Genomic DNA, 26,713 nt, shown 5'->3' with positions numbered 1-26,713 from the left:
ATGAGATGGCTGCACGGGATATCTGTACGACAACCAACCTTATTTGCTCATTGGAAATTACTCAAATCTATACCAACGGTAAGATAATCGGAGCCTTGTAACGGGAGACTGTTACGCACGGTTCTAACAGAATCTCGGGTTGCAATACCCGGGTTTACTTACCAAAATATATAATTACAAACTGCCTTGCCAAAACATACAGATATGAAAAAGCACACTTTAATAATAGCAATGCTACTGCTTACAGGCATGTGGAGTTGCAAAAAAGAAGACGTGAACGGGTTGAAAGAGAACAACGGCGCACAACCCGGTACTGTGTCGAATGTAACTGTAAAGAACGAAAATGGCGCTGCCACCATTTCTTATTCATTGCCCAACGATGAAGACCTGTTATATATAAAAGCAGTATATACGTTGGCCAATGGTGCCAAACAGGAAGTAAAAGCTTCTTATTATACCAACCAGTTGCGGGTAGCCGGTTTTGCCGATACCTTAAAACATACCGTAAAATTATATGCGTATAATAGAAGTGAAGTGGCGAGTGAACCGGTTGACGTTACCGTGGAGCCGCTGGTATCGCCCCTGCGTTTAGTATTTCGTAATTTGACGGTACGCGCTACGGCCGGGGGTATAAGATTGAAATCGGTAAACCAGTTTAAAGGAGATGTAGTGATTGTGCCATTGATGGATTCACTGAACAATGGCGATTGGGCCAACCTCGATAACGTATATACCAGCGATTCGCTTATTGCGGTAAGTATTCGTGGACTACCACCAGTGCAACGCAGGTTTGGTTTTTTTGTTCGCGACCGTTGGTTGAACCGTACAGATACCATGTACGTTTCGCTTACGCCCACAAAAGAATCGCAAATACAAAAACTCGATTTCTTTAACTATATGTGCGATAACGATACAAAAATGTCGTGGGGCACAACGGTAGACATGATGTGGTCGGGTTTATTTAACAACGAATGGCCTTGTACATATACCGATGAAAGTTCGGGTGTACCTACAACCCTCACCTGGGGTATTGGAAACGGGCCTGTTAAATTAACCCGGTTAAACTTACTTACAAGAAGAGAAGGGTCGCTGTATTATTCAAAAGGCAGCCCGCGCCGCTTTGAAATATATGGTTCAAATGATGCTACCCGCGATGGCGATTGGAGCAAGTGGACCAAGATCCTTACCTGCGAAGTGGTTAAGCCAAGCGGTTTACCATTGGGGCAGGAGAACAATGCCGATGCAGCAGCCGGCAGTGCCGGTTTCCAGTTCGATTTTGATGAGGATACACCACCATACCGCTACCTGCGGTTGAAGTGTTTGCAAAACTGGGTTGGTTCTTATTTTATAGAGATCCAGAATATGAGCATCTGGGGAACCAATTAAGGCAATAGGCAATAAGCAATGGGCAATAGGCAATGGGCAATAAGCAATAGACAAAGTCGAGATTAATCGGAAAGCTCGAAAGTCAGCAGCCCTTGTCAATTGCCAATTGCAAATTGTTTTTTCCCGACTTCAATTATTAACAAGTAAAATGATATTCATGAAACAATATATCGTTCCCATACAAATAGGGTTGTTGGCCTTTCTGCTGGCAGGCGTGGTTGCTTCGTGCAAAAAGATGGATGATTTCAAGAAATTTGCAGCGGGTGGTGAGATAATTTACCCTGCCACTTTCGATTCACTGAAAGTGATCGCAGGTAATGGCCGCGTAATGATCACCGGTTTATTGACCGGCGACCCCAATGTTACAAAGTACCGCATATTCTGGAACAGTGGCAGCGATTCAATGGAGAATACCATTGTGCGTAAATATGGTATCGATACCTTGAAACAGATCATTACAAAATTACCCGAAGGGCCCATGACCTTTACGTTACGGACCTACGATAACAAGGGGAATATTTCTATACCCATGACCGTTACCGGAAATGTATATGGCCCTAATTACCAAACTTCCGTTACGGAAAGAGGTAACCGGGCCGTATTGGCTACTGCATTTCTGGCCGATGGTTCTGCTCAATTAGGCTGGGCCGATGTAGATGCTTATGTAGGTGTGCTGGGCATGCATATTCGTTATTACGATGCAAATGATAAGTTGCGCGACACTATTGTGCCATCTAGATTAAAGAACCAGGTTACCAGCCTGCCCGGCGCCAGTGTGTTGAAGCCGATCACGTATAACACCATGTTCCTGCCCGAACCGGTAGGTATAGATTCCTTTACTGTGGCGCCCGGTACGTTGTCATTATTTTCAGAAGTAGTCCTGTTGAATAACATAAAACCCATTGCCAACAGCGCCAATGATGGCAAGCGCTGGGCCAACCTGCGCGACTGGATAACTAATGATGCCGTAAAGAACCATAGCGGTTATGGTGGTACCGATATCAGTACGGATGCGAAAATATATTTCGAAGCAGGCTGGGGCGCCGGGCCTATAAATAATGGTAAAGTATACCAGGTGGTAACACTGCCGCCGGGTAAATACAATTTCGAGGGTTCTATTGACTGGTGGCATAGAAGCAACAAGAACGATGTGTTTCTGGTTGCGGCCCCCGGTGCCAATGGATTACCAGATGTAAGTAACCTGGCATCGGCCTTTGCCTACAAACAGGTAGATAACGGCTCAAGTGTAAAACTTGAATTTACCGTAACGCAACAAACCACGTTCTCATTGGGTCTGCTGCTCGATATGGATGATCAGGGCGAGGCGATGCGCTTTAATAGCCTGAGGCTGTATATTGTTAAATAAAATCGTCTTACATAGGTAGGAAGTAAGAGATAGGAGGTAAGATGTATGAAGTAAGAAGGGGTTTAATTTCCAATGCTCGCGATTGTTTTTGAGCTTAAAAATTCAGACTCTTCCTACTTCTTACTTCCTACTTCAAAAAGTTAAGAAGTAATAAATATGTATAGAAAGGTGATAATAGTCGGTCAATTATTTTTATTATTAGGTATAAGTTTTGTGCAGGCTCAGCAAAAAACGCCCTTGCGTTTATGGTACAATAAACCTGCGAATCAATGGGAAGAGACCTTGCCGCTGGGTAATGGCCGCTTGGGTATGACACCCGATGGTGGTGTAATGAAGGAGAGCATTGTGTTGAATGATATTACTCTTTGGTCGGGCGCACCACAGGACGCCAATAACTATAATGCCAGTAAGAAACTGCCCGAAATACAAAAGCTGCTGTTGGAAGGAAAGAACGATCAGGCGCAATCGCTGATTGATAAAGATTTTATTTGTACGGGTAAAGGCTCTGGCGCTGAACCCTATGGTTGTTTTCAAACCCTGGGCCGGTTGAACCTCAGCTTTAATTATAAAGCAACCACGCATACCGGTTATCGCCGCGAGTTATCGCTCGATGATGCCATAGCAAAGAGCACATATAAGATAGGGACGGTAACTTATACCAGGGAATACTTCACCAGCTTTGGCGATGATGTAGGTATTGTTCGTTTTACCGCCAGTGTGGCCGGTGCGTTGAACTTTGATGTATCGCTTTCACGTGAAGAAAAAGCAACAGTTACTGCTGTTGCCAATCAACTCGAAATGACCGGTCAGCTGGAGAATGGTATCAATGGCAAAGGAATGGAATACCTGGCAAAGGTAGCGCTCAAATTAAAAGATGGCAGCCTTGCTACTGATGGTAATAAACTGGTTGTTAAAAATGCTACCGAAGTTATACTGTACTTCTCTGCAAAGACGAGTTTTCGCGACGCTGAATTCAGACAACACACCAACCAGTTACTGACTAAAGCAATGGCAGTGCCTTACGAGGTACAAAAGAAAAAGCACCTCAATAATTACCAGCGCCTGTTCAATCGCATGCAACTGAGTTTGGGCGCATCAGGGTCCGATGATCTGCCAACCGATCAGCGGCTGGATAAATTTTATAATTCAACAGTACCCGATAACCGGCTTACGGTATTGTTTTATCAATACAGCCGCTATCTTTCTATCAGCAGTACACGTGTTGGTTTGCTGCCGCCTAATTTACAGGGTTTGTGGGCGCATGAAATACATACACCGTGGAATGGCGATTATCACCTCGATGTAAATGTGCAAATGAACCATTGGGGTGTTGAGCCGGGCAACCTTACCGAGCTGAACCTGCCGTTGGCTGAATTGATAGGTAAGCTGGTACCACATGGTGAGCGAACGGCAAAAGCGTATTATAACGCCCGCGGCTGGGTAGCCCATGTGATCACCAATCCCTGGATGTTCACCGAACCAGGTGAAAGCGCTTCCTGGGGCGTTACCAAATCGGGCTCGGGCTGGTTATGTAATAACCTGTGGGACCATTACGTATATTCCAATGATGTTAACTACCTGAAAAAAATATACCCTGTATTAAAGGGCAGCGCCTTATTCTATTCGGATATTCTTATTAAAGACCCCGAAACGGGCTGGTTGGTAACAGCGCCTTCTTCTTCGCCGGAGAATTCATTTTATATGCCCGATGGCAGTGGTAAACATGTTAGCATTTGTATGGGGGCGGCCATCGATAACCAGATCATGCATGAACTGTTCAATAACGTTATCACCGCTTCCCTGCGTTTGGATATAGATGCATCGTTCCGCGATACATTAAAGGCGAAGCTGAAACAAATACCACCGGTAGCCATGTTAACGGCCGATGGGCGGGTAATGGAATGGTTAAAAGATTATAAGGAAACCGATCCGCAACACCGCCATATTTCTCATTTGTATGGATTGTACCCAGCCAACCTTATAACACCATCTAAAACACCGGAATGGGCCGAGGCCTGTAAGAAAACGCTGAATGTACGTGGTGATGATGGGCCCAGCTGGTCTATTGCTTACAAACAGTTGTTCTGGGCAAGGTTGCACGATGGCAACCGGGCGTATAAACTATTTCGGGAAATAATGAAACCAACCCATAAAACCGATATCAACTATGGCGCTGGCGGCGGCGTGTATCCGAATTTATTGTCGGCCGGTCCGCCCTTTCAAATTGATGGCAATTTTGGGGCTGGCGCAGGTATTGCCGAAATGTTATTACAAAGCCATGAAGGGTTTATTCATTTGCTGCCCGCCATTCCCAACCAGTGGAAGGAAGGAGCGGTTGTGGGAATGAAGGCCAGAGGGAATGTTATTGTTGATTTTGCCTGGAAGGAGGGGAAGATAGTTAGTTATAAGCTTCATTCTTCTAGTAGGAAGCGGGTTACTGTAAAGGTAAATGGTTCTATGAAGGAGGTTGAAACGGAAGTAAAAAAGTAAGACCTGTAAGGTTCGCCATTTGAGCTTGCCTAATTTTTAAGTTCACGCGATCCTGACAGGTCGATTTTAAACAACGACCTGTCAGATCCAACGCATCATGCTAAAAGTTCAAGCACCGATGATGGACCTTACAGGTCTGTTAAATTGTAATAACTATCTGCTAAGAAAAGCACACTACTATTCAGTAACTTGTACCCTCAAAAAATTGCGTGTACATATGAAGTATATTTTATTTGGATTAACTGTTCTTCTAACAGCCACAACAAAAGCCCAATTACGTTTACCAAAGATCTTTGGCGATAGCATGGTGCTGCAACGCAACGCACCGGTGCGTATTTGGGGTTGGGCAGCTCCGGCTGAAACCATCACCATTCAATTTCATGATCAAAGTAAAACCGTACAAACCAATGCCGGCGGCAGTTGGGAAGCGGTGCTGGCGGCGGAGCCTGCCGGCGGTCCATACAAGTTACAGGTAAAAGGCAAAACGACAATTACGCTGCAAGGCATACTCCTGGGCGACCTGTGGGTTTGTTCGGGCCAGTCGAATATGGAAATGCCGGTGAACAGTGGCTGGGGCAGGGTGCTGAATGCCGAAGAAGAAGTGGCAACGGCTAATTATCCCGCAATAAGATTATTTACAGTTGAAAAAAATATAGAGGGGCTACCCGTTGACGATATAAAAGGTGGTAACTGGCAAACCTGTTCTCCACAAAGCGTGGCGGCCTTTTCGGCCGTGGGTTATTTCTTTGGCAGAACATTACACCAGGAACTAAAAGTACCTATAGGGCTGATCAGTTCTAACTGGGGCGGCACCAATATCGAAAGCTGGATCAGTTATACAGGTTTTAAAAGCGAACCTTATTATAAAGAACTGGTGGAACTGGCGCCTGAGCAAAGCACTGTTGAAATGAAGGCCAAAAGAGAACGCACATTACAGGAATATTTGAAGTCGGTACAATTAGATAAAATAGATATAGCTGATGTAGGCCAATGGCCGGCAGCTGAATATGACGATAGCAAATGGAACAGCATGAAGGCGCCGTTGTTATGGGAGAATCAGAAACCTGCTATAACTATCGACGGTATTATGTGGTTGCGAAAGGAAGTGGTGATCGATGAAGCTGATGCTGGCAAACCTGCCGTTTTGAAACTGGCTATGATCGATGATAATGATGTTACTTATGTAAATGGTACAAAGGTTGGCGGTACAACCGGCTACAATGTACCACGAGTGTATAATATAAATGCAGGCGTTTTAAAGAAGGGTAAAAATATAATTGCTGTGCGAGTAGAGGATACCGGTGGTGGTGGCGGTATTTATGGTGAAGCCACTGATTGTTCATTAACGATAGATGGGAAATCAATACCACTGGCTGGCGATTGGAAATACCGGGTTGAGAAAATGATCGTTCCGGGTCTTGGTCCCAACGATTATCCTTCCATCTTGTACAATGCCATGATACATCCTATTGAAAAGCTATCTGTTAAAGGCGCTATCTGGTACCAGGGTGAGGCCAATGCCGGCCGGGCGGTGGAATATCGTAAAGCTATGCCATTGCTCATTAACGACTGGCGCAAACGCTTTCAACAACCAGCTATGCCTTTTTATTTTGTACAGCTTACCAGTTTTAATTCAGCCAACGGAAATAGTAACAATGGCAGCACCTGGGCCGAATTGCGTGAAGCACAAACGATGGCTGCCTCATTACCAAATACCGGCATGGCAGTTACTATTGATGTAGGTGAAGCCGCAGATATTCATCCACGTAATAAACAGGATGTAGGTAAGCGGCTTGCCGGTTTGGCATTACAAAAAACATATGGCATCAATAAAGTGGTTTCAGGCCCTGTATATAAAACCATGCAGGTACAGGGGAACAAAGCCGTGATACATTTTACAGGTGTTGGTAAGGGGTTAATGGCAAAACAGGATGCCGTAACAGGCTTTGAGATCGCAGGCGCCGATCAACATTTTTACCCGGCCAAAGCAAGCATTGCCAGTACTACTGTTGTATTATCGGCCGATGAAGTTGCAAAGCCTGTGGCCGTACGTTATGCCTGGGCCGATGATGACAGTAATGCCAATCTTTTCAATAAAGAAGGATTTCCGGCTGCGCCCTTCCGTACCGATAACTGGAAAGCAAAAACAGAAGGGGTAAAGTATAAACCATAGATAAACATAACCAGTAACATACAATTACGTATCATGCTAAAGAAATTGAGCGGTTTGAGTGGAATTGCCATTATTGCCATTTTATCCTTACAAACGAATGCATTTGCACAGAACATTGTTATTCCGGTAGAAACACAGCACAATGCGCTGGTGTTACAAACCAACAAAAGCAATAACCTGAATATTGTTTACGTTGGGCCCACGCTTACCGATAAAAAGGAGTACGAAGAGGTGGCCGCCCAATACAGGCAAACCGATGAGTATACCGGTGTATCCAATGCTGCGTATGCTACAACGGGTTCGCGCAGTTTATTTGAACCGGCTTTGACCGTTACCCATGCAGATGGCAATAATTCACTCGATCTTCAATATGTGCGGCATGAAGCAAAAAAGATAGATGACAACGTATCGTTACTCACTGTTGATTTAAAAGACCCCATTTATAATTTTGAAGTGCGGTTGTTTTATAAAACTTATTTCAAAGAAGATGTTACAGAGCAATGGAGTGAAATAAAACATGCCGAGAAGGGGAGTGTGGTATTACAGAAATTTGCCTCTGCCGGTTTATACCTGAAAGCCGATAACTTTTGGTTACGCCAATATCATGGCGACTGGGCAAAGGAAATGCAACCCGAAGAAAGCAAACTCACCCATGGTATAAAAACACTCGATTCAAAACTGGGTACGCGTGCCGATCTTTTTCAACCCCCGGTATTTATGGTATCGCTGAATAAGCCGGCTACTGAAGATGAAGGCACGGTGTTATATGGTTCGCTGGAATGGAGCGGTAACTTCAGGATCGATCTCGAACTCGATAACCAGGATAACCTTCGGGTGATTGCCGGCATCAATAACCATGCTTCCCCTTACACCTTACAACCGGGTGAAGTATTTACCACGCCGGCATTTTTATCGGTTTTGTCGTTTCATGGCAAAGGCGAGGCCAGCCGTAAATTACAAAGCTGGGCTCGTAATTATAAATTGCTCGATGGCAAAGGTTCCCGGTTAACGTTACTGAACAACTGGGAAGCCACCTACTTCGATTTCAATGAGACTAAGTTAAAAGCGTTATTGAAAGATACCAAAGCATTGGGTGTTGATCTGTTCCTGCTCGATGATGGCTGGTTTGCCAATAAATACCCGCGTAATAACGATGGTGCAGGTTTGGGCGACTGGCAGGAGAATAAAGCCAAACTACCTAACGGTATTGCATCGCTGGTAAGCGAGGCACAGGCGAATGATGTAAAATTTGGTATTTGGGTAGAACCCGAAATGGTGAACCCCAAAAGTGAATTATATGAAAAGCATCCTGATTGGGTGGTAAAGCAACCCAATCGCCAGGAATACTATTTTAGGAATCAGTTGGTGCTCGATCTGAGCAATCCGCAGGTGCAGGAATTTGTATATAACACAGTAGACAACCTGTTTACAAAGAATCCCAGGCTGGCGTATATAAAATGGGATTGTAATGCGGTTATTTATAATGCATATTCATCGCACCTGAAAAATCAATCGCATTTTTATATCCAGTATGTACAAGGTCTATATTCGGTGTTGCAAAAGCTTAGGAAAAAATATCCTACCGTGCCTATGATGTTGTGTTCGGGTGGTGGTGGCCGGGTCGATTATGCGGCGTTGCAATACTTCACCGAATTTTGGCCAAGTGATAATACCGATCCGCTGGAGCGCATATTTATGCAATGGGAGTATTCGTATTTCTATCCCGCTGTTAGTTCTTCCAATCACGTAACAGACTGGGGCAAACAACCCATCAAGTACCGCACCGATGTGGCCATGATGGGTAAGCTGGGTTTTGATATTGTGGTAAGCAAACTCGATGCAAAGGACCTGCAGTTTTGCCAGGAAGCCATTAAAACGTATAATAACATAAAGCCCATTATTTGGCAGGGTAATCAATACCGGCTGCAGGATCCGGCAGGTAATGCGGTAGCGGCTGTATTGTATCTTAATGAAGAAAAGACCTCGGGTGTTATCTTCAATTACCTGGTCAACAATCGTTATGCGGCAGGCAGCGAAAGACCTATCCGGCTCAAAGGCCTCGACCCGCAGAAGCGTTATCAGCTCAAAGAATTGAACCTGTACCCAGGCACTATTTCTTCTATAAACAGTAATAAAACCTACACTGGTGAGTTCCTGATGACCGTTGGCTACAATCCCGATGTGAAAGCTGGTAGGGCGAGTGTGGTGCTGGCGTTAAATGTGATAATGGAAAACAGCTGAAAGCGAAAAGCCAAAAGCCTAAAGCAAATACAACCCCATGCTTACATGTGTGGGGTTTTTAATTTTTGACTCCACCAACATTTCAACTTTTACTCAGCCTGCCGCACAGAAGCCCTTGTCAACTCGTCAACTCTTTCGCAGAAAGTGACCTACCTCACGTAACCGCCTCCCTAATACTTCCTTCCTTTGTGTTGTCAATAACGACAATCAAAAAACAAAAAACATACAATATGCCATACGTAAAAGTGGAAGTGACCCGCGAAGGTGTTACCCGCGAACAAAAACAGCAACTGATAAAGGGCATTACCGACCTGTTTACCAACATTCTTAACAAAGATCCGCATCTTACCCATGTGGTTATTCAGGAAATAGAACTCGACGACTGGGGTTATGCCGGTGAGCAGGTTTCGGTATTACGTGAAAAAGGAATTACAGCAGATAAAAAATAAAAAACATCAATATGAAAAAGCAAACAATTATTGTAACCGGAGCATCATCCGGAATAGGCAAAGAAGTTGCCAGGTACTTTTTAGAAAAAGGCGATAATGTGGTGATCAACTCCGCCACACCCGAAAAGTTAAAACAGGTATACCAGGAACTGGGTGCCGGCACCAACCTGGCCATGGTGGCCGGTGATGTGAGTGATAAAAACACAGGTGATTTACTGGTACAAACAGCCATTGCCCGTTTTGGTTCAGCCGATGTGCTGGTGAACAATGCCGGCATCTTTGAAACCAAACCATTTCTTGAAGTTGACGAAGCATATCTCGATCGCTTTTTGAAAACCAATCTGAAGGGAACATTTTTTACAACCCAGGCGGTTATACCGCAAATGCTGAAACAGCAGGGAGGCGTAGTGATCAATATTGGTACGCCGCTGGTGAATCATGCATTGGGTGGTGCACCTACAACAGCACCATTATCGAGCAAGGGAGCTATTCATTCATTAACGATACAACTGGCTGCTGAGTTTGGCCGGCATAACATTCGGGTGAATACCATTGCACCGGGAACTATTCGTACCCCAATGCATGGTGATGCAGTTGATCAAAGTGCAGGTTTACATTTATTGAACAGGGTAGGCGAAGTGGAAGATGTAGCCGAAATGGTTTATACAGTAGCAAAAAGTAAATTTATAAACGGAGCTATCATTAACGTAGATGGTGGCATGGCTGCGGGTCACAATTTGAATTAATGAGAAAAAAACAACCAGTTCCGACCGCGGCGGAAAGGTTGTTCTTCTAAATTAATTCGCCAGCCATATATTAATATCCTGTATCACTTTCTCACTAATGGTATGTCCTAACTCATACTCATGATAGGTGAGGGGCATTCCAAATGCCGACAAATATTTTTCCGCTTCCCTGGCCCGGTCAACAGGTAATACGTTGTCATGCACACCATGAGCAATAAAAACGTTCAATTGTTTTAACTCATCGTTCTTTGTTACAAGCGGTTTAACTTCTTCCAGTATTCTACCGCTTAGCGCCAGAATGCCTTTTACTGCTGTTGGGTTTGTTAAACCAATGCTGTAGCTCATAATGGCGCCCTGGCTAAAACCGCCAACATATACTTCCAATAATTGGTATTTGGCTTTCATTTGATCAATAAAAGTACTGATCAGTTTTCTGCTCGATGCTTCCTGCGCTGCGTTGTAAACAGGTTTGCCGGTTGAGAAATCAACCTGGTACCAGGCGTATCTGTCGCCGCCTAAAACAAATTGTCCGCGTGGCGATATTACATACAGGTCATCGGGTAACAGGTTGGCAATGCCAAACAGGTCTTTTTCATTACTGCCCACACCATGTAACAGTATTATGGCTTTTTTCTTTTCTGCCTGCACCTTTGGCGCCCGTACCAGGTATTGTAAAACCGTGCTAACTGTAGTTGTATTGTTTTCTGTGATCATATTATCCAATTTTTACGGAGGTCATGGTGAGTGAACCGCCCACTGCTTTATCATTAAAGAAAGAAACATTGTCTTTACTGCCTTTTAAACCCAGCGTGTACAACAATGGTAAGTAGTGCTCGGGCGTTGGGATGGCTAATAAAGCATCTTTTCCTAATTCACTATAATTGATAAGGGGTTTGTGATTGCCATCGAGTATAAGCGATTTAAACTTATCGTTGATGTTCTTTGCCCAATCGTACCCATAATCTGTTTCATTTAATTTATCCCAGGCAACCATACGCAGGTTATGTACCATGTTACCACTGCCAATGATCAATACCCCTTTTTTACGCAGGTTGTAGATCTCTTTGGCCAGGTCATAATGATATTGCGGGCCCTTGCTATAGTCGATGCTTAGTTGAAGAACGGGAATTTTTGCATCGGGGTACATATGCCGAACGATGGTCCAGGTGCCATGATCGAGGCCCCAGTCGTGATTGAGTTCAACCTGTGTAGTATGGATCAATGCGGCTGTTTCTTTTGCCAGTAACGGATCGCCGGGCGCCGGGTATTGTACTTCAAACAATTCTTTTGGAAAACCGCCAAAGTCGTGAATGGTTTTCGGGAAGTCCATGGCGGTGATCTTTGTGCCTTGCGTAAACCAGTGTGCCGATACCACCAGCACGGCTTTTGGTGTTGGTATTTCTTTGGCCATTTGCGTCCACCGGCGACTGAACTCAGTATCTTCTATGCCGTTCATGGGTGAGCCGTGGCCAACAAATAATACCGGCATCAGTTGGTCCTGTTCCTGTAAGTTCTCTGTAAATTTATTGAATGCTGAAAGTGTTGTCATTCCAACCGCTCCTTTTAGTATTGATTGTATAAATTGTTTTCGTTCCATTCCGCTGTATTAAAAACAAAATTAGTTATGTAATACCTTAAAACCTGCCTGCCAGTTCCAGTTGTTCTTTACCGTTAATTGTATAAGTAACAAAGCCATATTCTCCAGGGTTCGGCTTACCAGTAATTCTCCTGTTACAACAGGGTTAAAGCCTGCTGTTTGCACCAGTTCTGAAACCGTTACCATGGCGTTACCATCGTTACCGGCAATTAATACATCAACCTGTTTGTCGTCGATAACGGGTGTTGTAAATACGGTGGCAAATACGGTATTAAATGCTTTTACCACTTTTGAATTGGGCAGCAGCTTTTGCAATTCTTCTGCAGCACTGGTGTCGGGCGGCGTTACCAGTCCGTCATAATTTTCATTTAACGGGTTGGCAATGCTGATGACCACTTTTTGGTTGGCTACTTCTTTTATTCTTGTGGCTATCTCTTTTTCGACGGCGAAGGGAACTGCCATTACAATAATATCGGCTTCCCACGAAGCGTTGGTAGGGCATTCAATGCCTTCTACATCGGCTTTCTTGTTGGTGCTTTTAATATCATCGACAAGGGCTTTAACTTTTTCCTGGTTGTTGGCAAAAAGCAATAACCTGTTATTCCCTTTTGATAATGTTTTGGCCAGTGCGGAACCCATATTACCGGTGGCGCCTATAATTGCTATTGTTTGTTTTGTGCTCATGATTGTACATTTTCGATAACACAAAACTACAATGAAAGCTACCCCGGCTCCAATGCGTTTGGGCAAGAAATGGGCATGCTTTTGAGCAATGAAAAGTCTTGACTTTTGTCAACGTTTTTGTCGTTATTTTCCTTTTGAAAGGCGGCTTCTTACGCGGCTAAGGGTTTCGGCCGAAAGACCCATATAGGAGGCTATCATATGTTGGGGCACCCGTTGAAACATGGTAGGGAACATTTGCGTGAACGCCACATACCGTTCTTCCAGTGGCAGGCTTATCATGGTGGTAGTTCTTCTTTGCAGGGCTATATAGGCGTCTGTTATCAGTAAACGGATATAGGTTTCATATTTAGGCATTTTTTGTAGTAGCTCGTCGTGCGACTGTTTGCTGATGATCATCAATTCGCAATCTTCCAGCGCATCGATATTGAGGGTAGCCGGTTCCGAATGTAAAAAGCTGTACAGGTCGCCAATGGTATAGCCCTCGAAGGCAAAAGCGGTAATATGTTCGGCGCCGGCCTCATCGAGCACATAGGCCCTAAGGGCGCCTTTTTCAACAAAGCAAATGCCCTTGCCGGTATCGCCCTCCTGTAAAAAATACTGTTTTTTGCGCAGTTTTTTAGGCGTGAGGTATTGCTTAACGAAGGTTTCTTCCTCGGCGGAAAGGGAAACTTTTTCATTGAATTTGCGGAAGAAGAGGTCGAACATGGTATGGATAGCTTTTATTCTGAGTCTTTTAATTTACGCATTGCGTTAGCATAACTAATAGTAGTATCATCATATGCTTCATGTCCATATCCATGTTTTTCATTTAACTCGTATAATGCATTATATAGAGTAAATGGGTTTTGACTGGTCATTAGCCATTTTGATATAAGGTCAACCATTTCATCCATCACTGGTTGGTACGTCATTCGACCATCGCTTCCCCGAATACCCTTATTGTCCGATTTCTTTTTACCCAGGTTAAGGAATACATTTTTTTCGTCATAAATTATATCCCTGGCTTGTTTAAACTTTTCACCCGAGGGTAAGTATTTCATTAATACTTTACGTATTCCCATATAATAAGCCTGGTATTTTTTATCGGGGTTATCAAATTGTGAGCCTATAAGAGCCCGAAGTTCGTCTACTTCTTTCAGTTCACCGGTGAAGCTGTCAAATTGCAATTGTTTTCCTGTTGTTTCTGCAGCTTGTCGTAATAGCTCCATTCGTTCTTGTTCCTCATTAGTAAGTTGTTGGTTTTCTAAATCTGTGTTTTTGTTTTTCTTATTTTTCATATGTCTGATTTAGTTCAAAAACCGTTTTTAATTTTTCAGCAATCTGTTTAATACTTTCTTCTTTCCAGGTTACGGGATTTAATTTCTCTAATGCCGGTGTATTTTTAGGAATTTCTTCTTTAAAAGCAGCCCAATAGTTTTTTGCATTAAGCTTGTATTGATAGAACTGATAGGCGTTATAGATCATTGAAGAATGTACCTGTAGTTGTTGAGCAAAACGATCAACCTGGTATTTATCATGGATAAGATGTTTAATGAGGTTAAATTGATCAACATTGCAGAAATAATCCATTGCAAACTTATCTGCCTTATCTTCTATCAGTAAAAGATCTGGCCGGCCATCATCGGTTAAATGGAATTTTGTTTTTTCTATGTCTTTAAGATCGTATAAAACGTGATGTAATTCGTGCATGAGCGTTGTCCATAAGGTAGGATAGCTTTTACGATAATCAGTTAAGACTATACAAGGTTTGTCATTTATTAAAAATGTGCCACCGCGAACATGGGTGGTGGGCAGCAATTCCTGTGCAATTACTGTAACGCCACAATGGTACAAGGCTTTGCATACTGTTAAAAGACCGTTGTTTACATCCTTACAATATGGTTTGGCTTTTACTATAATATCCTTTAATGCCTCCCGGTTATATTCATATGGGTTGCCAATATTTTTAAAAACGCAATACGCCGAATCGACCCAAAACTTCATCATTTTATCGGTAAACATTACTTTGGTCCGGCTATATAATGGCGCCTCCTGATTTAATTCAAAATCAGAAATTGATTTGTTCCCAAAAAAAGTAAGAAGACGGTTGGTAATGTCGTTTACATCAGCGTTCTTATCAATAAAGCCAAGTGTTGTAAGTTTTTTTAGGTCGAAGTGCTTTAAAAGAAAAACAGCGTTTCTTGATTTTTCCAGCGATGCGATCGTTTCCTGGCTTTGTTCTTTAATAATAGCAGCTACAGCTTGCTGTAAGCTAATGTCAAGAAATTCTGCCAGCTTAACTACATGTATCAGGTTTGGTTGTTTTGCAGATCCGCTAATAATGTCTCCAAATACATCTTTATCTATCCCAAGTAAAGAGAGTGCCTTCGATTTTGCAATATCATATTCTTCCAGTTTTTTTGAAAACAGGTTAAGAAGGTCAATATCATTGTCTTCAAATGCTGAATTTAAAAGCTCATTTATATCTATATTGTCCAATTGAAGGGTATTTACCCTGTAAATGTAGGCTTTTTGGTGATATGAGGATGAATTTTAGGGTAATTACCCTAAAATAAAAATTTGTGTTACTGCATGTTCAAAGCCTCTCTTCCTGGCCTCAACCTTGTGTGAACCTTGTGTGATCCATGTGTCAAATGGGGTACTTTACTAAGGGAACACACATGTTTGACACATGGTTGACACATGGATCAGGCATTTCGTCCCGGGTTTTATGTGTGCTCGTCCCAAAAAATACACGGTTTACGTAGGCTTTATGCTATTCGTCCCCGGTTTAACACATGCTCGTCCCAGGTTTGACACATGCCCGTCCCATTTTTCAAAATGGCGTGTGTCTGCAATCTATATTTGTGCTTCGTACGAATAGTTCTTTGACATGTTGAGAAAACAGGCGAAAAAAGCCTGTAAAAAGTTTTATATCTTGATGCGCAGACCCCATTATATATGCGTAAACCAGTTCCTTTTTTATTTAACGACCCTGTTAATGAGCAATTCGATAAGCTCATTCTCAACGATCAAAAACGTACAATTGAAAAAGCTACGGATATCCCTTCCGATGCGGAAATTTTTCAATGCAGCAATTCCGTTATAGAATACAATCTCGAAATGCATCATGGCAGAGGGTTTTTTAAGAGTATACTGGAAAGCCGCCAATATACACACGCCGCAAAAATACAATTCATAAAAGATGTACTGGCCGATACATCGAGGGAAGAACATGACGGTGACCCTGTTGGTAAATTTACTTTTACCAGTTGTAGTTTCTGGCACTCATCAAAAGAAGGCAGGGCATTGATCAATGGCGCCTTTGATAAACAAATTGAAAAGATCAAGGCGTCTGAAGAGTCAGAAGAATTTAAAAAATCGGAAGAAGAGTATATCGAGCACCAGCGGTTTGAATTTGTTGTCCGCATGCAATTGCCGGAAAGTTATCAAATGATAACTGATTATATTAAAAACAGTCCGGCCCATAAGTGGGAAAGTGAACCCTACCTGGTTTACTATTTGGTTCAAATGGGTAAAGAAAAAGAGGGGCTTGATTATCTGGAAATAATTATTGAAGACCTGATACACGACAGGCTTGTTAGACCGTATTTTAGCTTCAATTATGGCGTATTTGCCGATTACAATCTTTTTTATTTTCTATGTTTATCGGAAGATGAGATAGTTGCCACAAGAGCTACCGACCTGTTGTTTCGCCTGTTGAGTAAAAAAGTCTATGATCCCTATATTTTAAAACCGCTTGCTATTCACATTGACAAAGTTCGTTACGATGAAATGATGGATAAGTGGTTTGCTTTTTATTCCGCTATTGATTTCAGCAAAGTGCCGGAATGTGACAAGTATGTGTACTTTATGAAAGGTAATCTGAAGTATTTACTTGATCGGTATGGAAAGAGATTTTGGGAAGAGCTATTGTCAAAATCTATATACACAGAAAAGAAAAGCGGCAGCTTTGAAGCGGTTCAGCTGGAGTATTTGGAGTACTTATTTAAACATTATCCTTATACCGATAATCAATTACAACAAATGCTTTTACAGGCCATCAAAACAACGGACCTGTTTAAGCCTGAATATAAGGAACAATACCTGAAACTGGTTAGCATGGCCTGGCCCGGTGGCAACATTTCCAAAGCCGACTTTGATAAATTGCAATTGGATAAATTACTGGCGTATTCTTCTCCGCTTACATTAAAGGCTTTTAACAAGGAGATAGGAACCAGTCAAATTAAAATGCCGGAGGAGAAAATAAATGAACTTATAGCCGATCTGAATAGTGTTGCTGTAAAATGCGATCTGCCTGAGATCAGGCTGAATAAATTGTCTAAATTCCTTATTTCAGATAATCTCGCAAGGAATGTGATTGATGAATTTTTGCGTATGAATAATCTCATTATTGAATTTCACCGGCATAGAGATGCGCCTGAAGGTGCGCCCTTTGATTATGTCAAAGTGTTCAAAAATAAATTCAGCCAGGTTGCCATAGCACAGCATTGCAATGATTTTACGATAGGGCAGGTTACCACATCCATCGGCAGCAACGAGCACAATTACAACCTTTTTGTACAGTATAATAGTTCGGTTTACAATTTTACCTACTCCGAGCTAAGCACACCCTTTTATACCGACGCACAACGACTGGTTAAAATGCTTAATTTATGTCTTATAGAAAATAAGGAAAGGAAAAGGTTTGTTGCCCGGAACAGCTCCGTAGCATACGAGTTCGTACTTATGGAGCCTGCTGCCATTATGCCCTTATCTAAAAAGTATAACTTAGGTTTTTTTGCTATTGAAGAAGGGGACCATTAGCCAAAGAAACAGCACTAATTATCTTGTAACTGTATCAATACCGTACACCCAATGCCCGCAAGTGAACACTTACCTATGCATAAGTGCTTAATTTAAGGGCTTTTCCATAATGGCATAACGCTTGTTTTAATTCCTGCACTAAACTAAAAGCCAATGCTCCGTCACTACTTTCAGATCGCCTGGCGCAACCTCTTAAAGCGTAAGTTCTACAGTTTAATAAACATGGCCGGGCTGGCAATAGGCATGGTTTGTTGCGTGCTTATTGCCCTGTATGTGTACCATGAGCTATCGTATGACCAATACCACACTAAACGCGATAGAATATACCGCGTTACACAGGTATTTGGCGCAAAAGATGCAGGCAGGCCATCGCCTGAACAATATCAGGTTTGGGGTTGTGCGCCATTGGGCCCTGCATTGCAGGCCGACTTCCCTGAAATTGAAAAAGTAGTGCAGTTTATGAGCCCTAACAGCTTGTTGCTGCAAACAGGCGAAAAGCGTTTTCAGCAGGATAACCTGTTGTTTATGGACTCAACGGCATTTGATGTGTTCAGTTGGAAAATGATCCATGGCGATGCGCACACAGCCTTAATTACGCCCTTTAGTATAGTGCTTACAAAAACCGTTGCACAAAAGTTCTTTGGTAATGAAAACCCGGTAGGAAAAGTATTTCGCGCCAATAATGGGTTTAACCTGACCGTAACCGGTATTATGGAAGATGTGCCACCCAATAGCCAGTTTACGTTCAACGGGCTTATCTCTATGTCGACCATGAAAAAAATGCGGTCGGAAATATTTGACTGGTGGGGCTATATTGATTTTTATACCTACCTGTTGTTAAAAGAGAATGCTTCTATTCAATCGATACAGGCAAAAACGCCGGCATTTTTAAAGCGTCGTATTCCTGATGAGCCGGGTTATCATATTGTCTTTGAAAAAATGACGGATGCTTACCTGCATTCGGTAGCTGCCCGGCAACCGGGACCAACCGGTAAGTTACACAATGTATACCTGTTCTCCTGTATAGCTGTTTTCATTTTATTTATTGCCTGTATAAATTTCATGAACCTCTCCACCGCACGCTCACTCGAAAGGGCAAAAGAAGTAGGCGTGCGCAAAGTTCTTGGCGTAAAGCCTTCCCACTTAATGTGGCAATTCCTGTTTGAATCGATCCTGTTATCACTGGCTGCAGCGGTTATAGCGCTTGTGCTGGCAAAACCGGGCATTGCATTGATTGAAAAGTTATCAGGAAAAGAGATTGCACTTGCCAATTTCTTTAGTCCGCTGGCCTTTTCCGGTATGGTGGTGTTTGCAATAATAGTAGGTATGCTCGCTGGTATTTATCCGGCCTGGGTATTGGCCGGGTTCCGGCCTATAGCTGTATTAAAAGGGAAATTTGTTCCATCAGGAGATGGCGTTTCCTTTAGGAAAGTACTGGTGGTTTTTCAATTTACGTTATCCATTGCATTGATTGCCGGAACTGTTATCGTATATAATCAGTTGAAATTCCTGAACAGTCATGACGTTGGATTTCAGAAAGAGCAGATGTTGATCCTCGATTTTGAAGGCGATGATAAGGTGCAGAATAATATTGAAGCCATTAAGCGATCGATTGCCGACCAGCCCGGCGTTATGGCTGTTGGCGCTTCCCGCGCTGTTCCCGGCGAATTTCTACCCAATGCCGCCACGCTTATACAAACGCCCGATGGACAAATGCCCATGAAAGGCCCGTTAATTTATGAGGTAGATTTTGATTTTATCCCCGTTTATAATATTCAAATGGCCGCAGGCCGCAATTATTCACGCGCTTATGTAAGTGATAGTGCAGAAGCCATGGTTGTAAATGAAGCTGCGGCAAAATTGTACGGCTATACAAACCCTGCCGATATTATTGGAAAGAGATTTGAACAATGGGGGCGAAAAGGCACTGTGATAGGAGTTGTAAAAGATTTCAATTTCCGGAGCCTTCACCAGCAGGTTGAACCGCTAACATTACGATATGGTTATCCCGAAAATCTTAACCGCATCTCTGTTGCTATTAAAGGTGATAATATTCAGTCTACCATAGCGCATTTGCGAACTACCTGGGATAAAATGGCGCCGCAACGGCCATTCCTGTATCATTTCCTCGACGAATCGTTCAATGATCAGTACCAGGCCGATCAACACTTTGGCCAGCTGTTCACCTTCTTTTCGTTCCTGGCAATTATAATTGCCTGTTTGGGTTTATTAGGCTTGTCTACCTTTATGGCGCAGCAACGGGTGAAAGAAATAGGCGTTCGTAAAGTGCTGGGTTCATCGGTAAGCGGTATTGTGATGTTGCTCTCGAAAGATTTTATCAAACTGATAATAATAGCCATTGTAATAGCCGTTCCCCTTTGTACCTGGGCCATGAATGAATGGTTGAAAGATTTTGCTTACCGCATTTCCATCGGTCCTGTGGTGTTTATTGAAGCCGGTCTTATTACCGTAGGCGTTGCTTTAATAACCATTTCATGGCAATCAATAAAAGCCGCCCGGGTGAACCCGGTGCAGTCGTTGCGGAATGAGTGAGGGCTTTTTGGCGTTTTTGTCGTTCCTGCAATTAATAACATCAATGCCTCCCGCGGGGAGGCATTGATGTTTGGTTCAGCGCCGGTGGTACAAGCTTTGCACCTCTTCATATACGTATTTATTCATCCATCGCTTTAAAAACGTATATGATGTCAAAAATTACAGCTACCATTCGTATTAATGAGCCTCCGCTTTTGTGCTTCGCCTCCAATGAAAATAAGCTGTGACAAGGTTTTTACTTACTCCCCGACAGAACTTTAGCCTCCTTGAATAAGGAACCTGAGGTAAAGCGTACCTACTCGATTAGATTTTTGAAACGGGGAAATTATATCCCGTTTTCAGGAAGCGGTCTCTCCCGGATAAGTAAACGATAACTCTCTTTAATAGCATTACTGATTAAAAACTTATTAATGTATTGTCATGTTGACAATACCCGGCCATCTATTATATAATATAACATATATACATTATCATGAAGACTGATTTCTCTAAACTGCTGCAAAAAAAGAGAAAACAAATTCTTGAAACCTGAATGAACAAACAGCTTGCCGATGAATCGTTGCGCGAAGACCTGATGAGCAATGAAGATCTGCAGGAACAATCGAATGAATTACTGGATGCGTTATTGAATACAGTAACCGATAGTAATATCAACGATACCAATTCACCCGATTTTGAGAAAGTGAGAGAGAGCCTTGCAGGCATTTCCATTTCACGTGCCCGGCAGGGGTATTCGCCGCGAGATACCGGTGTTTATGTATTCAGTTTGAAAGATGCTTTATTAAATACTTTACAACAGGAAATAAACAATGATCCTGCGTTTTTATATGAAGCATCTTTATCTATAAGTAAACTGATAGACAGTTTTGGTATTATCACTTTTGAAACATTTATTCAGGGCCGTGAGGAAGTAATTCTTCGCCAAACAAATGAAATAACAGAAATTTCAACACCCGTTATCAGGGTATGGGATGGCATACTGGCATTGCCTATCATAGGTACATTAGACAGTGCACGCACCCAGGTGGTAATGGAAAGCCTGTTACACGAAATAGTTGACAGCGGCAGCACCATTGCCATTCTCGATATCTCAGGTGTTCCGGCAGTAGACTCACTCGTTGCCCAGCACCTGATAAAAACAGTTTCTGCAACCAAGCTCATGGGCGCCGAATGTATAATCAGTGGCATACGGCCCGAGATCGCTCAAACTGTAGTGCATCTCGGCATCGACCTTTCACATGTTGTAACAAAGGCTACAATGGCCAGCGCACAATTATACCGGGGTTATAGATGAGAAGGGAATGGGATTTTTAGAAAATATGCGATCCGCTTCGCACCGCATGCGTAACCTGATCCAGGACCTGTTACTGTTTTCACAGATCAATAAAGAAAAGCTGGAGTTTGCAGAGGTTGATCTTAATGAAATAGCACAGGAAGCCAGTCAGGACCTTGAAATAGCTATTGAGGAAAAACAGGCTGTGATCAATTTGCCCGTTTTCCCTGTTATTACAGGCGATAAAAGTATGTTACGCCAGTTGTTTGAGAATATCATTTCCAATGCCATCAAGTATTCACGGCCCTTGCATAAACCGGTGGTGGATATTACCTGTAAAGAAGAAAATGGTTTTTTGGAAATTGCATTTAAAGACAATGGCATTGGCTTTGATGAACAATATGTTCCGCAAATGTTCATGTTGTTCCAGCGTTTGCACGGCCGTGCGGCATTTGAAGGAACAGGGTTGGGTTTGGCTATTTGCCGTAAGATCGTTGAAATGCACGCCGGATCTATTTGGGCCAATGGCCGGGAAGGCGAGGGGGCAACCTTTTTCGTTTCTTTGCCATTAAACACACCAGGTAATTAATATTGCATATGGAAACAGGTAAAATATTCATGGCTGAAGATGATGCTGAAGACAGGTGGATAATTTCTGAAGCAATGGAACATATTAAGGCCGCGCATTTAATGCTTTTTGCAGAGAACGGGGTGCTAATGCTCGACCTGTTGAAAAAACATCATGAACAAAACGAGCTTCCCTGTTTAATTGTTCTCGACCTAAATATGCCCAAAATGAATGGCACGGAAACGCTCAGCCATATAAAGAACGATGACCGTTTCAGGAACATCCCGGTTATTATTTATTCTACTTCTATAAATCCCTTCGAAAAGGAAAAATGCATGCGGCTGGGCGCCCATTCCTACATTACAAAACCCATTACGTTCAGCGATGGGGTAGCCACGGCTAAAACATTTCATGCGTTTTGCAAGGTGGGGTCTGTAAGCTAAAACCAGTTAGGCCTTATTGGCAATGGTCTATGTTAAAATAAAGTTTATTAATTGTTGCCTTAACCAATAATTTGCAAAAGCAGATTTGCAAAGAAGGAATTTTGAGCGTAAAATTGCGCTTATGTCTACTATAGCAGAAATGGGCCTGTATAATTACCTTTTATCAAAGGATATTCCTGGATTAAAGGAAAAAACATCTCATCATATGCTGAAGAAGCACAGCTGGCTGTATAGCGCTCCACAACAGTTTACCAACATTTATGAGATCATTAACGGCGCCGTAAAATTAGGCCGGCTTTCGCCCAAGGGTAAGGAGTGTGTGTATGAGATTGTAACACCCGGTGAGTTTTTTGGCAATCTCAATTTTTTGCCCAATGCGCCCTTTTCCGAGTTCAGCAAAACATTAACACCTACCGAGATCCGTTCATATGACCTTGATTTTATAAAGCATCTTATGACCCACGACCCCAATGTGGCTACCTTGTTCTATAGTAAGATCATTGAACGTTGGAACAAAACAGAATCCCTGCTTTATTATATCCGCTCTTACGAGCCCCGCAAACGAATTGAATTGCTGCAAACATCCATGCATAAAAAGATCATGACAGCTATAAACAAGGAGGTTTTCCTTGATAAGCTCATTTCCTTACAGGATATAGCCGATTTAACGGCTACCACCCGGCAACTGGTGGCTGATACTTTCCGCAACGCCTAAAAAAAGACCTGTAAAGTGCGCCAGATCGGTAAGATCATGCGCTCCTTACAGGCCAGTAATATAGTATACGTTAATGTTTAAGTGCTACAAACATACCACGCTTATAATGATAGTTATTATTATGCGGGATGATGTCGCCGGTGTAATTGAATTGTTCAAACACGCTATCATAGCCGGCCTCGTGTAAGGCGGTCGTAAGATCTTTTTTACAAAGCCAGAAAGACTGGTCGTTGTTATATGACGACCATAACAATTTCTCAATTTTCTTTTTGCTTGCATTCTTGTTATACTCTTTCAGCCATCTGCCTCTGTAACCTTCGTTGCGTGTAATGGCAGACAGGCGCCAGTTCTTTGTAAACTCCAGGATCTTCGTTCTCTTTTGAATGGGTGCAATGAAATAGGTATTGAGAAAACCCAGTCCGTACCTGATATCACGTTCCGGCGCAAAATGGGTGTGCAAAAGCATAAGCTTGCTATTGCAACTGCTCATGGTTTTGATAAAATTAATAGGATCATTCAGGTGGTAAAGCAAACCATAACAGAGCACTATATCAAAATTCCCGTAATTGGCAATATTTCGTGCATCATCTTTTACAAATTTCAGATTGGACAGGTTCAGGCTATCCTTAACATGATTACATTTTGCAATATTCTCTTCACGCGCCTCAATACCTAATGTATCGAAACCCAGTTTGGCAAGTTCAACGGCATAACCGCCTTCAAGCGAACCGAGGTCCACTACTTTTACCTTTTTTCTTTCTTCCTTTGTTCCGGGAAAGAACAGGTCCAGTGTTTTTACGATCGATTTCCAGAGCTCACTTTCGCTAAACAAAATATGGCCATCGCCCATAGTTTTTGTGCCATCGCCCAATAGGATATTGTGTGCTGTAAACTTCATTTAAGATCTTTTAGGCGTAAATATAATAGATGGTACTGATTTTCGGGTGAGTGTTGCTTGAAAAAATGAAAAAGAATGAAATTATAACGCTTATTGCTTAATATTTATATTAAATTTTACTTATATCAGGCGCACAGTGGGTTTTTTCATTTTGTTCTACTCATGTTCCCTTTTTGTCTACACATCTTTGCCCGAAATGGGCCTGATCCCTAATTTACAGGTCATACAGTATATTTGAGATATGAAACGGGTACAGCCTTCTTTATCAGCTAAATGGGTCCATGCTCTTGTATGGCCGTTGCTGCTGGCCGTTCCCGGCATCCTGTTGTGGGACCAGTCGTTCTTTGGATTGTCGGTTGGTTTTTACCTTATCACCACATTATATCATATCGCACTGTTCTATTTCAACGCATTTTACCTGTATCCCAAACTGCTGAATAAACGCACCTGGTGGTTGTACATCATTTGCCTGGTAGCTATTGTAGCTTTCTCTGGCTTTGCCAAGGTTTTCTTTTTACAGCTTGATCCCGATTTTCAGTTTACAGCAGTTAACAAACGCCTGATCTTTTTTCCCGTAGCGCCTTTTATTTTTGCCAGTATCATTTTCCGCCTTATATATGACCGCATCAGGTTTGAACGTATGGAAAAGGAAGCCCGTGCCCAGCGCCTCGATGCCGAACTGAAATTATTACGTTCACAGGTTAGTCCGCACTTTTTATTTAACATGCTCACCAATATGGTGTCGCTGGCGCGGCATCAGTCAAAATTGCTTGAGCCCTCGCTGATACAGCTGAGTGAATTGCTGCGATATATGTTGTATGAAAGCAATGAGGAAAAGATATCTATAGGGAAGGAGATTGAGCATATTGTCAATTATGTGTCACTGCAGCAATTGCGGTTTGGGGAAGATGTAAAGGTTGAACTGCAAATACACAACGATTATCCTGAAGGAATGATAGAACCTATGCTGCTGGTGCCATTTATCGAAAACGCGTTCAAACATGGTATTGGCCTGGTAAAGGCGCCGTTTATAAAAATAGCGATTGTAGTGAAGGAGCCAATGCTCACTTTTAGTGTAGAAAATAATTACAGCGCTTCGAACCTGTCGAAAGACAGGCATTCGGGCATTGGGCTGGCCAATGTTCAAAACCGCCTTGAGTTGTTATATGCCAATAACTATCAGTTGAATATTTCCGACAAGGATGGTATATATTCCGTTCATCTTAATTGTAAATTATTATGATGCGATGTATTGCCGTGGATGATGAAAAATGGGTATTAGACCTGCTGGTTGATAACATCAACAAGGTACCTTTTTTACAATTGGCGGGCCGTTGTAAAAATGCCCTGGAAGCCATTGAGCTATTGCATCGCGAAGAGGTTGATCTTATCTTTCTGGATATTCAAATGCCCGGACTGGATGGAATTCAGTTTGTACAATCGCTGCAGCATCCGCCGATGATCATTTTTGTTACCGCTTATAAAGAACATGCTTTTGAAGGTTTTGAGTTGGCTGCAGTAGACTACCTGTTGAAACCCGTTTCGTTTGAACGGTTTTTAAAGGCCTGTAATAAAGCAAATGAATTATTTAGATTGAAGCAGGCGCCCAAGGCAGAAGCTCCAAGGCCCGATCATTTTTTTGTTTATGTAGAATACAATCAAATAAAGGTCACCATTGCCGATATCCTGTACATAGAGGGCATGAAGGATTATGTGAAGATCTATTTAACTACTACCGCCAAACCGGTAATGACCAAAATGAGTTTGAAAGCCCTTGAAGATAAATTGCTGCCGTATCGGTTGGTACGCATTCATAAATCTTACATCATTGCTGCTGATAAAGTAACGGCGCTTAAGCGTGATATTATTTGCCTGGGTAACATTGAATTGCCGCTAAGTGATAGTTACCGGTCTGCCGTTGAATCTTTGCTCTCCCTGAATAAATAAGCTCGTCTACTCATGTAACCCGGTCGTCTACTCTCCACGAAAACGGGGTGTTCGCCGGAGTAATTTTGTTTCAGCAATCGTTGGAATATTTACTCATTTTAAAACAAATTTTATGTTCCCGTTATTCATTTTACTGAGGGTACTTTTTGTAGCCTGTATGGTATTTATCATCGGCGCTATATTCGGTAATTTTTCTCAAAGAAGAACACTGGCCGTTTTTAGTAAGATAGCCGCCATTCTGGTAATTGCATTGTTCTTTATTACCACAGGACTGGGTATGCGTTTTGGTGGCTGGCGTGGTTACCGCGATCAGCGTGGTGTATATCATTATGAACATTGCGACCGGCTACCTGCCGATTCAATAATTAACCGGTAGTA

At 42.5% G+C, this 26,713-nt stretch carries 23 protein-coding genes; 16 read left to right on the top strand and 7 right to left on the bottom strand.

The genetic code is table 11. The features are described from left to right. Positions 1-204: 204 nt before the first annotated feature. The 7 genes from GGD38_RS14580 to GGD38_RS14550 all read left to right on the top strand — a co-directional run bounded on the left by GGD38_RS14580 (position 205) and on the right by GGD38_RS14550 (position 10,851). Positions 205-1,386, top strand: coding sequence for a DUF4959 domain-containing protein (locus GGD38_RS14580; protein ID WP_375300095.1), 1,182 nt, complete (start codon positions 205-207; stop codon positions 1,384-1,386). Between the two features lie 157 nt (positions 1,387-1,543). Beyond that, a complete protein-coding gene (locus GGD38_RS14575) occupies positions 1,544-2,752 on the top strand; it encodes a DUF4998 domain-containing protein (RefSeq protein ID WP_375300096.1) in 1,209 nt (402 codons plus the stop codon). Positions 2,753-2,908: 156 nt separating this feature from the next. Next, positions 2,909-5,242: a glycoside hydrolase N-terminal domain-containing protein gene (locus GGD38_RS14570; RefSeq protein ID WP_375300097.1), complete on the top strand. Its 2,334-nt coding sequence runs from the start codon at positions 2,909-2,911 to the stop codon at positions 5,240-5,242. Between the two features lie 217 nt (positions 5,243-5,459). Then, entirely contained in the window at positions 5,460-7,415 is a 1,956-nt protein-coding gene (locus tag GGD38_RS14565; protein WP_375300098.1) for a sialate O-acetylesterase, read from the top strand. 33 nt (positions 7,416-7,448) lie between these two features. After that, entirely contained in the window at positions 7,449-9,656 is a 2,208-nt protein-coding gene (locus tag GGD38_RS14560) for an alpha-galactosidase (protein ID WP_375300099.1), read from the top strand. A 230-nt stretch (positions 9,657-9,886) separates the two neighbouring features. Beyond that, positions 9,887-10,105, top strand: a complete 219-nt coding sequence (locus GGD38_RS14555) for a 4-oxalocrotonate tautomerase family protein (RefSeq protein WP_375300100.1) — start codon at positions 9,887-9,889, stop codon at positions 10,103-10,105. Positions 10,106-10,116: 11 nt separating this feature from the next. Continuing rightward, entirely contained in the window at positions 10,117-10,851 is a 735-nt protein-coding gene (locus tag GGD38_RS14550; RefSeq protein WP_375300101.1) for an SDR family NAD(P)-dependent oxidoreductase, read from the top strand. Positions 10,852-10,902: 51 nt separating this feature from the next. Here GGD38_RS14550 and GGD38_RS14545 read toward each other — a convergent pair whose 3' ends face one another. The 6 genes from GGD38_RS14545 to GGD38_RS14520 all read right to left on the bottom strand — a co-directional run bounded on the left by GGD38_RS14545 (position 10,903) and on the right by GGD38_RS14520 (position 15,610). Next, positions 10,903-11,565 carry an alpha/beta hydrolase gene (locus GGD38_RS14545; protein WP_375300102.1) on the bottom strand — a complete coding sequence of 221 codons (663 nt, stop codon included), beginning with the start codon at positions 11,563-11,565 and terminating at the stop codon, positions 10,903-10,905. Between the two features lies 1 nt (position 11,566). Continuing rightward, on the bottom strand, positions 11,567-12,448 hold the full coding sequence (ygiD, locus tag GGD38_RS14540; RefSeq protein ID WP_375300103.1) for a 4,5-DOPA dioxygenase extradiol: 882 nt from the start codon (positions 12,446-12,448) through the stop codon (positions 11,567-11,569). A 21-nt stretch (positions 12,449-12,469) separates the two neighbouring features. Beyond that, entirely contained in the window at positions 12,470-13,132 is a 663-nt protein-coding gene (locus tag GGD38_RS14535) for an NADPH-dependent F420 reductase (RefSeq protein ID WP_375300104.1), read from the bottom strand. A gap of 123 nt (positions 13,133-13,255) precedes the next feature. After that, entirely contained in the window at positions 13,256-13,837 is a 582-nt protein-coding gene (locus tag GGD38_RS14530; RefSeq protein ID WP_375300105.1) for a Crp/Fnr family transcriptional regulator, read from the bottom strand. Between the two features lie 14 nt (positions 13,838-13,851). Next, positions 13,852-14,409, bottom strand: a complete 558-nt coding sequence (locus GGD38_RS14525; RefSeq protein WP_375300106.1) for a hypothetical protein — start codon at positions 14,407-14,409, stop codon at positions 13,852-13,854. Then, positions 14,399-15,610: an ImmA/IrrE family metallo-endopeptidase gene (locus GGD38_RS14520; RefSeq protein WP_375300107.1), complete on the bottom strand. Its 1,212-nt coding sequence runs from the start codon at positions 15,608-15,610 to the stop codon at positions 14,399-14,401. Before GGD38_RS14520 ends, GGD38_RS14525 begins: the two co-directional genes overlap by 11 nt. A 462-nt stretch (positions 15,611-16,072) precedes the next feature. On the opposite strand from GGD38_RS14520, the gene GGD38_RS14515 reads away from it, so the two are divergent. The 6 genes from GGD38_RS14515 (at position 16,073) to GGD38_RS14490 (ending at position 23,490) form a co-directional block, all read left to right on the top strand. Then, positions 16,073-17,938, top strand: coding sequence for a hypothetical protein (locus tag GGD38_RS14515; protein ID WP_375300108.1), 1,866 nt, complete (start codon positions 16,073-16,075; stop codon positions 17,936-17,938). Positions 17,939-18,091: 153 nt separating this feature from the next. Then, positions 18,092-20,491, top strand: a complete 2,400-nt coding sequence (locus GGD38_RS14510; RefSeq protein WP_375300109.1) for an ABC transporter permease — start codon at positions 18,092-18,094, stop codon at positions 20,489-20,491. Positions 20,492-21,023: 532 nt separating this feature from the next. After that, positions 21,024-21,785: an STAS domain-containing protein gene (locus GGD38_RS14505; protein WP_375300110.1), complete on the top strand. Its 762-nt coding sequence runs from the start codon at positions 21,024-21,026 to the stop codon at positions 21,783-21,785. Positions 21,786-21,792: 7 nt separating this feature from the next. Beyond that, positions 21,793-22,353 carry an ATP-binding protein gene (locus GGD38_RS14500; RefSeq protein WP_375300111.1) on the top strand — a complete coding sequence of 187 codons (561 nt, stop codon included), beginning with the start codon at positions 21,793-21,795 and terminating at the stop codon, positions 22,351-22,353. 8 nt (positions 22,354-22,361) lie between these two features. Continuing rightward, a complete protein-coding gene (locus GGD38_RS14495) occupies positions 22,362-22,775 on the top strand; it encodes a response regulator (RefSeq protein WP_375300112.1) in 414 nt (137 codons plus the stop codon). A gap of 121 nt (positions 22,776-22,896) precedes the next feature. Then, positions 22,897-23,490 (top strand): Crp/Fnr family transcriptional regulator, encoded by a 594-nt coding sequence (locus tag GGD38_RS14490; protein WP_375300113.1) that lies wholly within the window; start codon positions 22,897-22,899, stop codon positions 23,488-23,490. A 70-nt stretch (positions 23,491-23,560) separates the two neighbouring features. Here the strand turns inward: GGD38_RS14490 and GGD38_RS14485 are convergent, their stop codons facing one another. Next, complete coding sequence (locus GGD38_RS14485) at positions 23,561-24,388, bottom strand: class I SAM-dependent methyltransferase (RefSeq protein ID WP_375300114.1); 828 nt, start codon at positions 24,386-24,388, stop codon at positions 23,561-23,563. A 241-nt stretch (positions 24,389-24,629) separates the two neighbouring features. Between GGD38_RS14485 and GGD38_RS14480 the strand changes: the two genes are divergently transcribed. The 3 genes from GGD38_RS14480 (at position 24,630) to GGD38_RS14470 (ending at position 26,711) form a co-directional block, all read left to right on the top strand. Then, positions 24,630-25,631, top strand: a complete 1,002-nt coding sequence (locus GGD38_RS14480; RefSeq protein ID WP_375300115.1) for a sensor histidine kinase — start codon at positions 24,630-24,632, stop codon at positions 25,629-25,631. Then, positions 25,628-26,335: a LytR/AlgR family response regulator transcription factor gene (locus GGD38_RS14475; protein ID WP_375300116.1), complete on the top strand. Its 708-nt coding sequence runs from the start codon at positions 25,628-25,630 to the stop codon at positions 26,333-26,335. Before GGD38_RS14480 ends, GGD38_RS14475 begins: the two co-directional genes overlap by 4 nt. 112 nt (positions 26,336-26,447) lie before the next feature. Beyond that, positions 26,448-26,711, top strand: a complete 264-nt coding sequence (locus GGD38_RS14470; protein WP_375300117.1) for a hypothetical protein — start codon at positions 26,448-26,450, stop codon at positions 26,709-26,711. The last annotated feature ends 2 nt before the right edge of the window (positions 26,712-26,713 follow it).

It is taken from the genome of Niastella sp. OAS944, from assembly GCA_024809215.1.
Taxonomy (GTDB): domain Bacteria; phylum Bacteroidota; class Bacteroidia; order Chitinophagales; family Chitinophagaceae; genus Niastella.
The sequence above is the reverse complement of the archived record's forward strand: the minus strand, read 5'-3'. Positions and strand labels throughout refer to the sequence as shown.

Coding starts and splice junctions, on each gene's coding strand:
- GGD38_RS14530 (WP_375300105.1), bottom strand. CDS start 13,837: ATGTTCGACCTCTTCTTCCGCAAATTCAATGAAAAAGTTTCCCTTTCC.
- GGD38_RS14480 (WP_375300115.1), top strand. CDS start 24,630: ATGAAACGGGTACAGCCTTCTTTATCAGCTAAATGGGTCCATGCTCTT.
- GGD38_RS14545 (WP_375300102.1), bottom strand. CDS start 11,565: ATGATCACAGAAAACAATACAACTACAGTTAGCACGGTTTTACAATAC.
- ygiD (WP_375300103.1), bottom strand. CDS start 12,448: ATGGAACGAAAACAATTTATACAATCAATACTAAAAGGAGCGGTTGGA.
- GGD38_RS14525 (WP_375300106.1), bottom strand. CDS start 14,409: ATGAAAAATAAGAAAAACAAAAACACAGATTTAGAAAACCAACAACTT.
- GGD38_RS14575 (WP_375300096.1), top strand. CDS start 1,544: ATGAAACAATATATCGTTCCCATACAAATAGGGTTGTTGGCCTTTCTG.
- GGD38_RS14580 (WP_375300095.1), top strand. CDS start 205: ATGAAAAAGCACACTTTAATAATAGCAATGCTACTGCTTACAGGCATG.
- GGD38_RS14560 (WP_375300099.1), top strand. CDS start 7,449: ATGCTAAAGAAATTGAGCGGTTTGAGTGGAATTGCCATTATTGCCATT.
- GGD38_RS14475 (WP_375300116.1), top strand. CDS start 25,628: ATGATGCGATGTATTGCCGTGGATGATGAAAAATGGGTATTAGACCTG.
- GGD38_RS14565 (WP_375300098.1), top strand. CDS start 5,460: ATGAAGTATATTTTATTTGGATTAACTGTTCTTCTAACAGCCACAACA.
- GGD38_RS14500 (WP_375300111.1), top strand. CDS start 21,793: ATGGGATTTTTAGAAAATATGCGATCCGCTTCGCACCGCATGCGTAAC.
- GGD38_RS14490 (WP_375300113.1), top strand. CDS start 22,897: ATGTCTACTATAGCAGAAATGGGCCTGTATAATTACCTTTTATCAAAG.
- GGD38_RS14505 (WP_375300110.1), top strand. CDS start 21,024: ATGAACAAACAGCTTGCCGATGAATCGTTGCGCGAAGACCTGATGAGC.
- GGD38_RS14550 (WP_375300101.1), top strand. CDS start 10,117: ATGAAAAAGCAAACAATTATTGTAACCGGAGCATCATCCGGAATAGGC.
- GGD38_RS14515 (WP_375300108.1), top strand. CDS start 16,073: ATGCGTAAACCAGTTCCTTTTTTATTTAACGACCCTGTTAATGAGCAA.
- GGD38_RS14470 (WP_375300117.1), top strand. CDS start 26,448: ATGTTCCCGTTATTCATTTTACTGAGGGTACTTTTTGTAGCCTGTATG.
- GGD38_RS14535 (WP_375300104.1), bottom strand. CDS start 13,132: ATGAGCACAAAACAAACAATAGCAATTATAGGCGCCACCGGTAATATG.
- GGD38_RS14510 (WP_375300109.1), top strand. CDS start 18,092: ATGCTCCGTCACTACTTTCAGATCGCCTGGCGCAACCTCTTAAAGCGT.
- GGD38_RS14555 (WP_375300100.1), top strand. CDS start 9,887: ATGCCATACGTAAAAGTGGAAGTGACCCGCGAAGGTGTTACCCGCGAA.
- GGD38_RS14570 (WP_375300097.1), top strand. CDS start 2,909: ATGTATAGAAAGGTGATAATAGTCGGTCAATTATTTTTATTATTAGGT.
- GGD38_RS14495 (WP_375300112.1), top strand. CDS start 22,362: ATGGAAACAGGTAAAATATTCATGGCTGAAGATGATGCTGAAGACAGG.
- GGD38_RS14485 (WP_375300114.1), bottom strand. CDS start 24,388: ATGAAGTTTACAGCACACAATATCCTATTGGGCGATGGCACAAAAACT.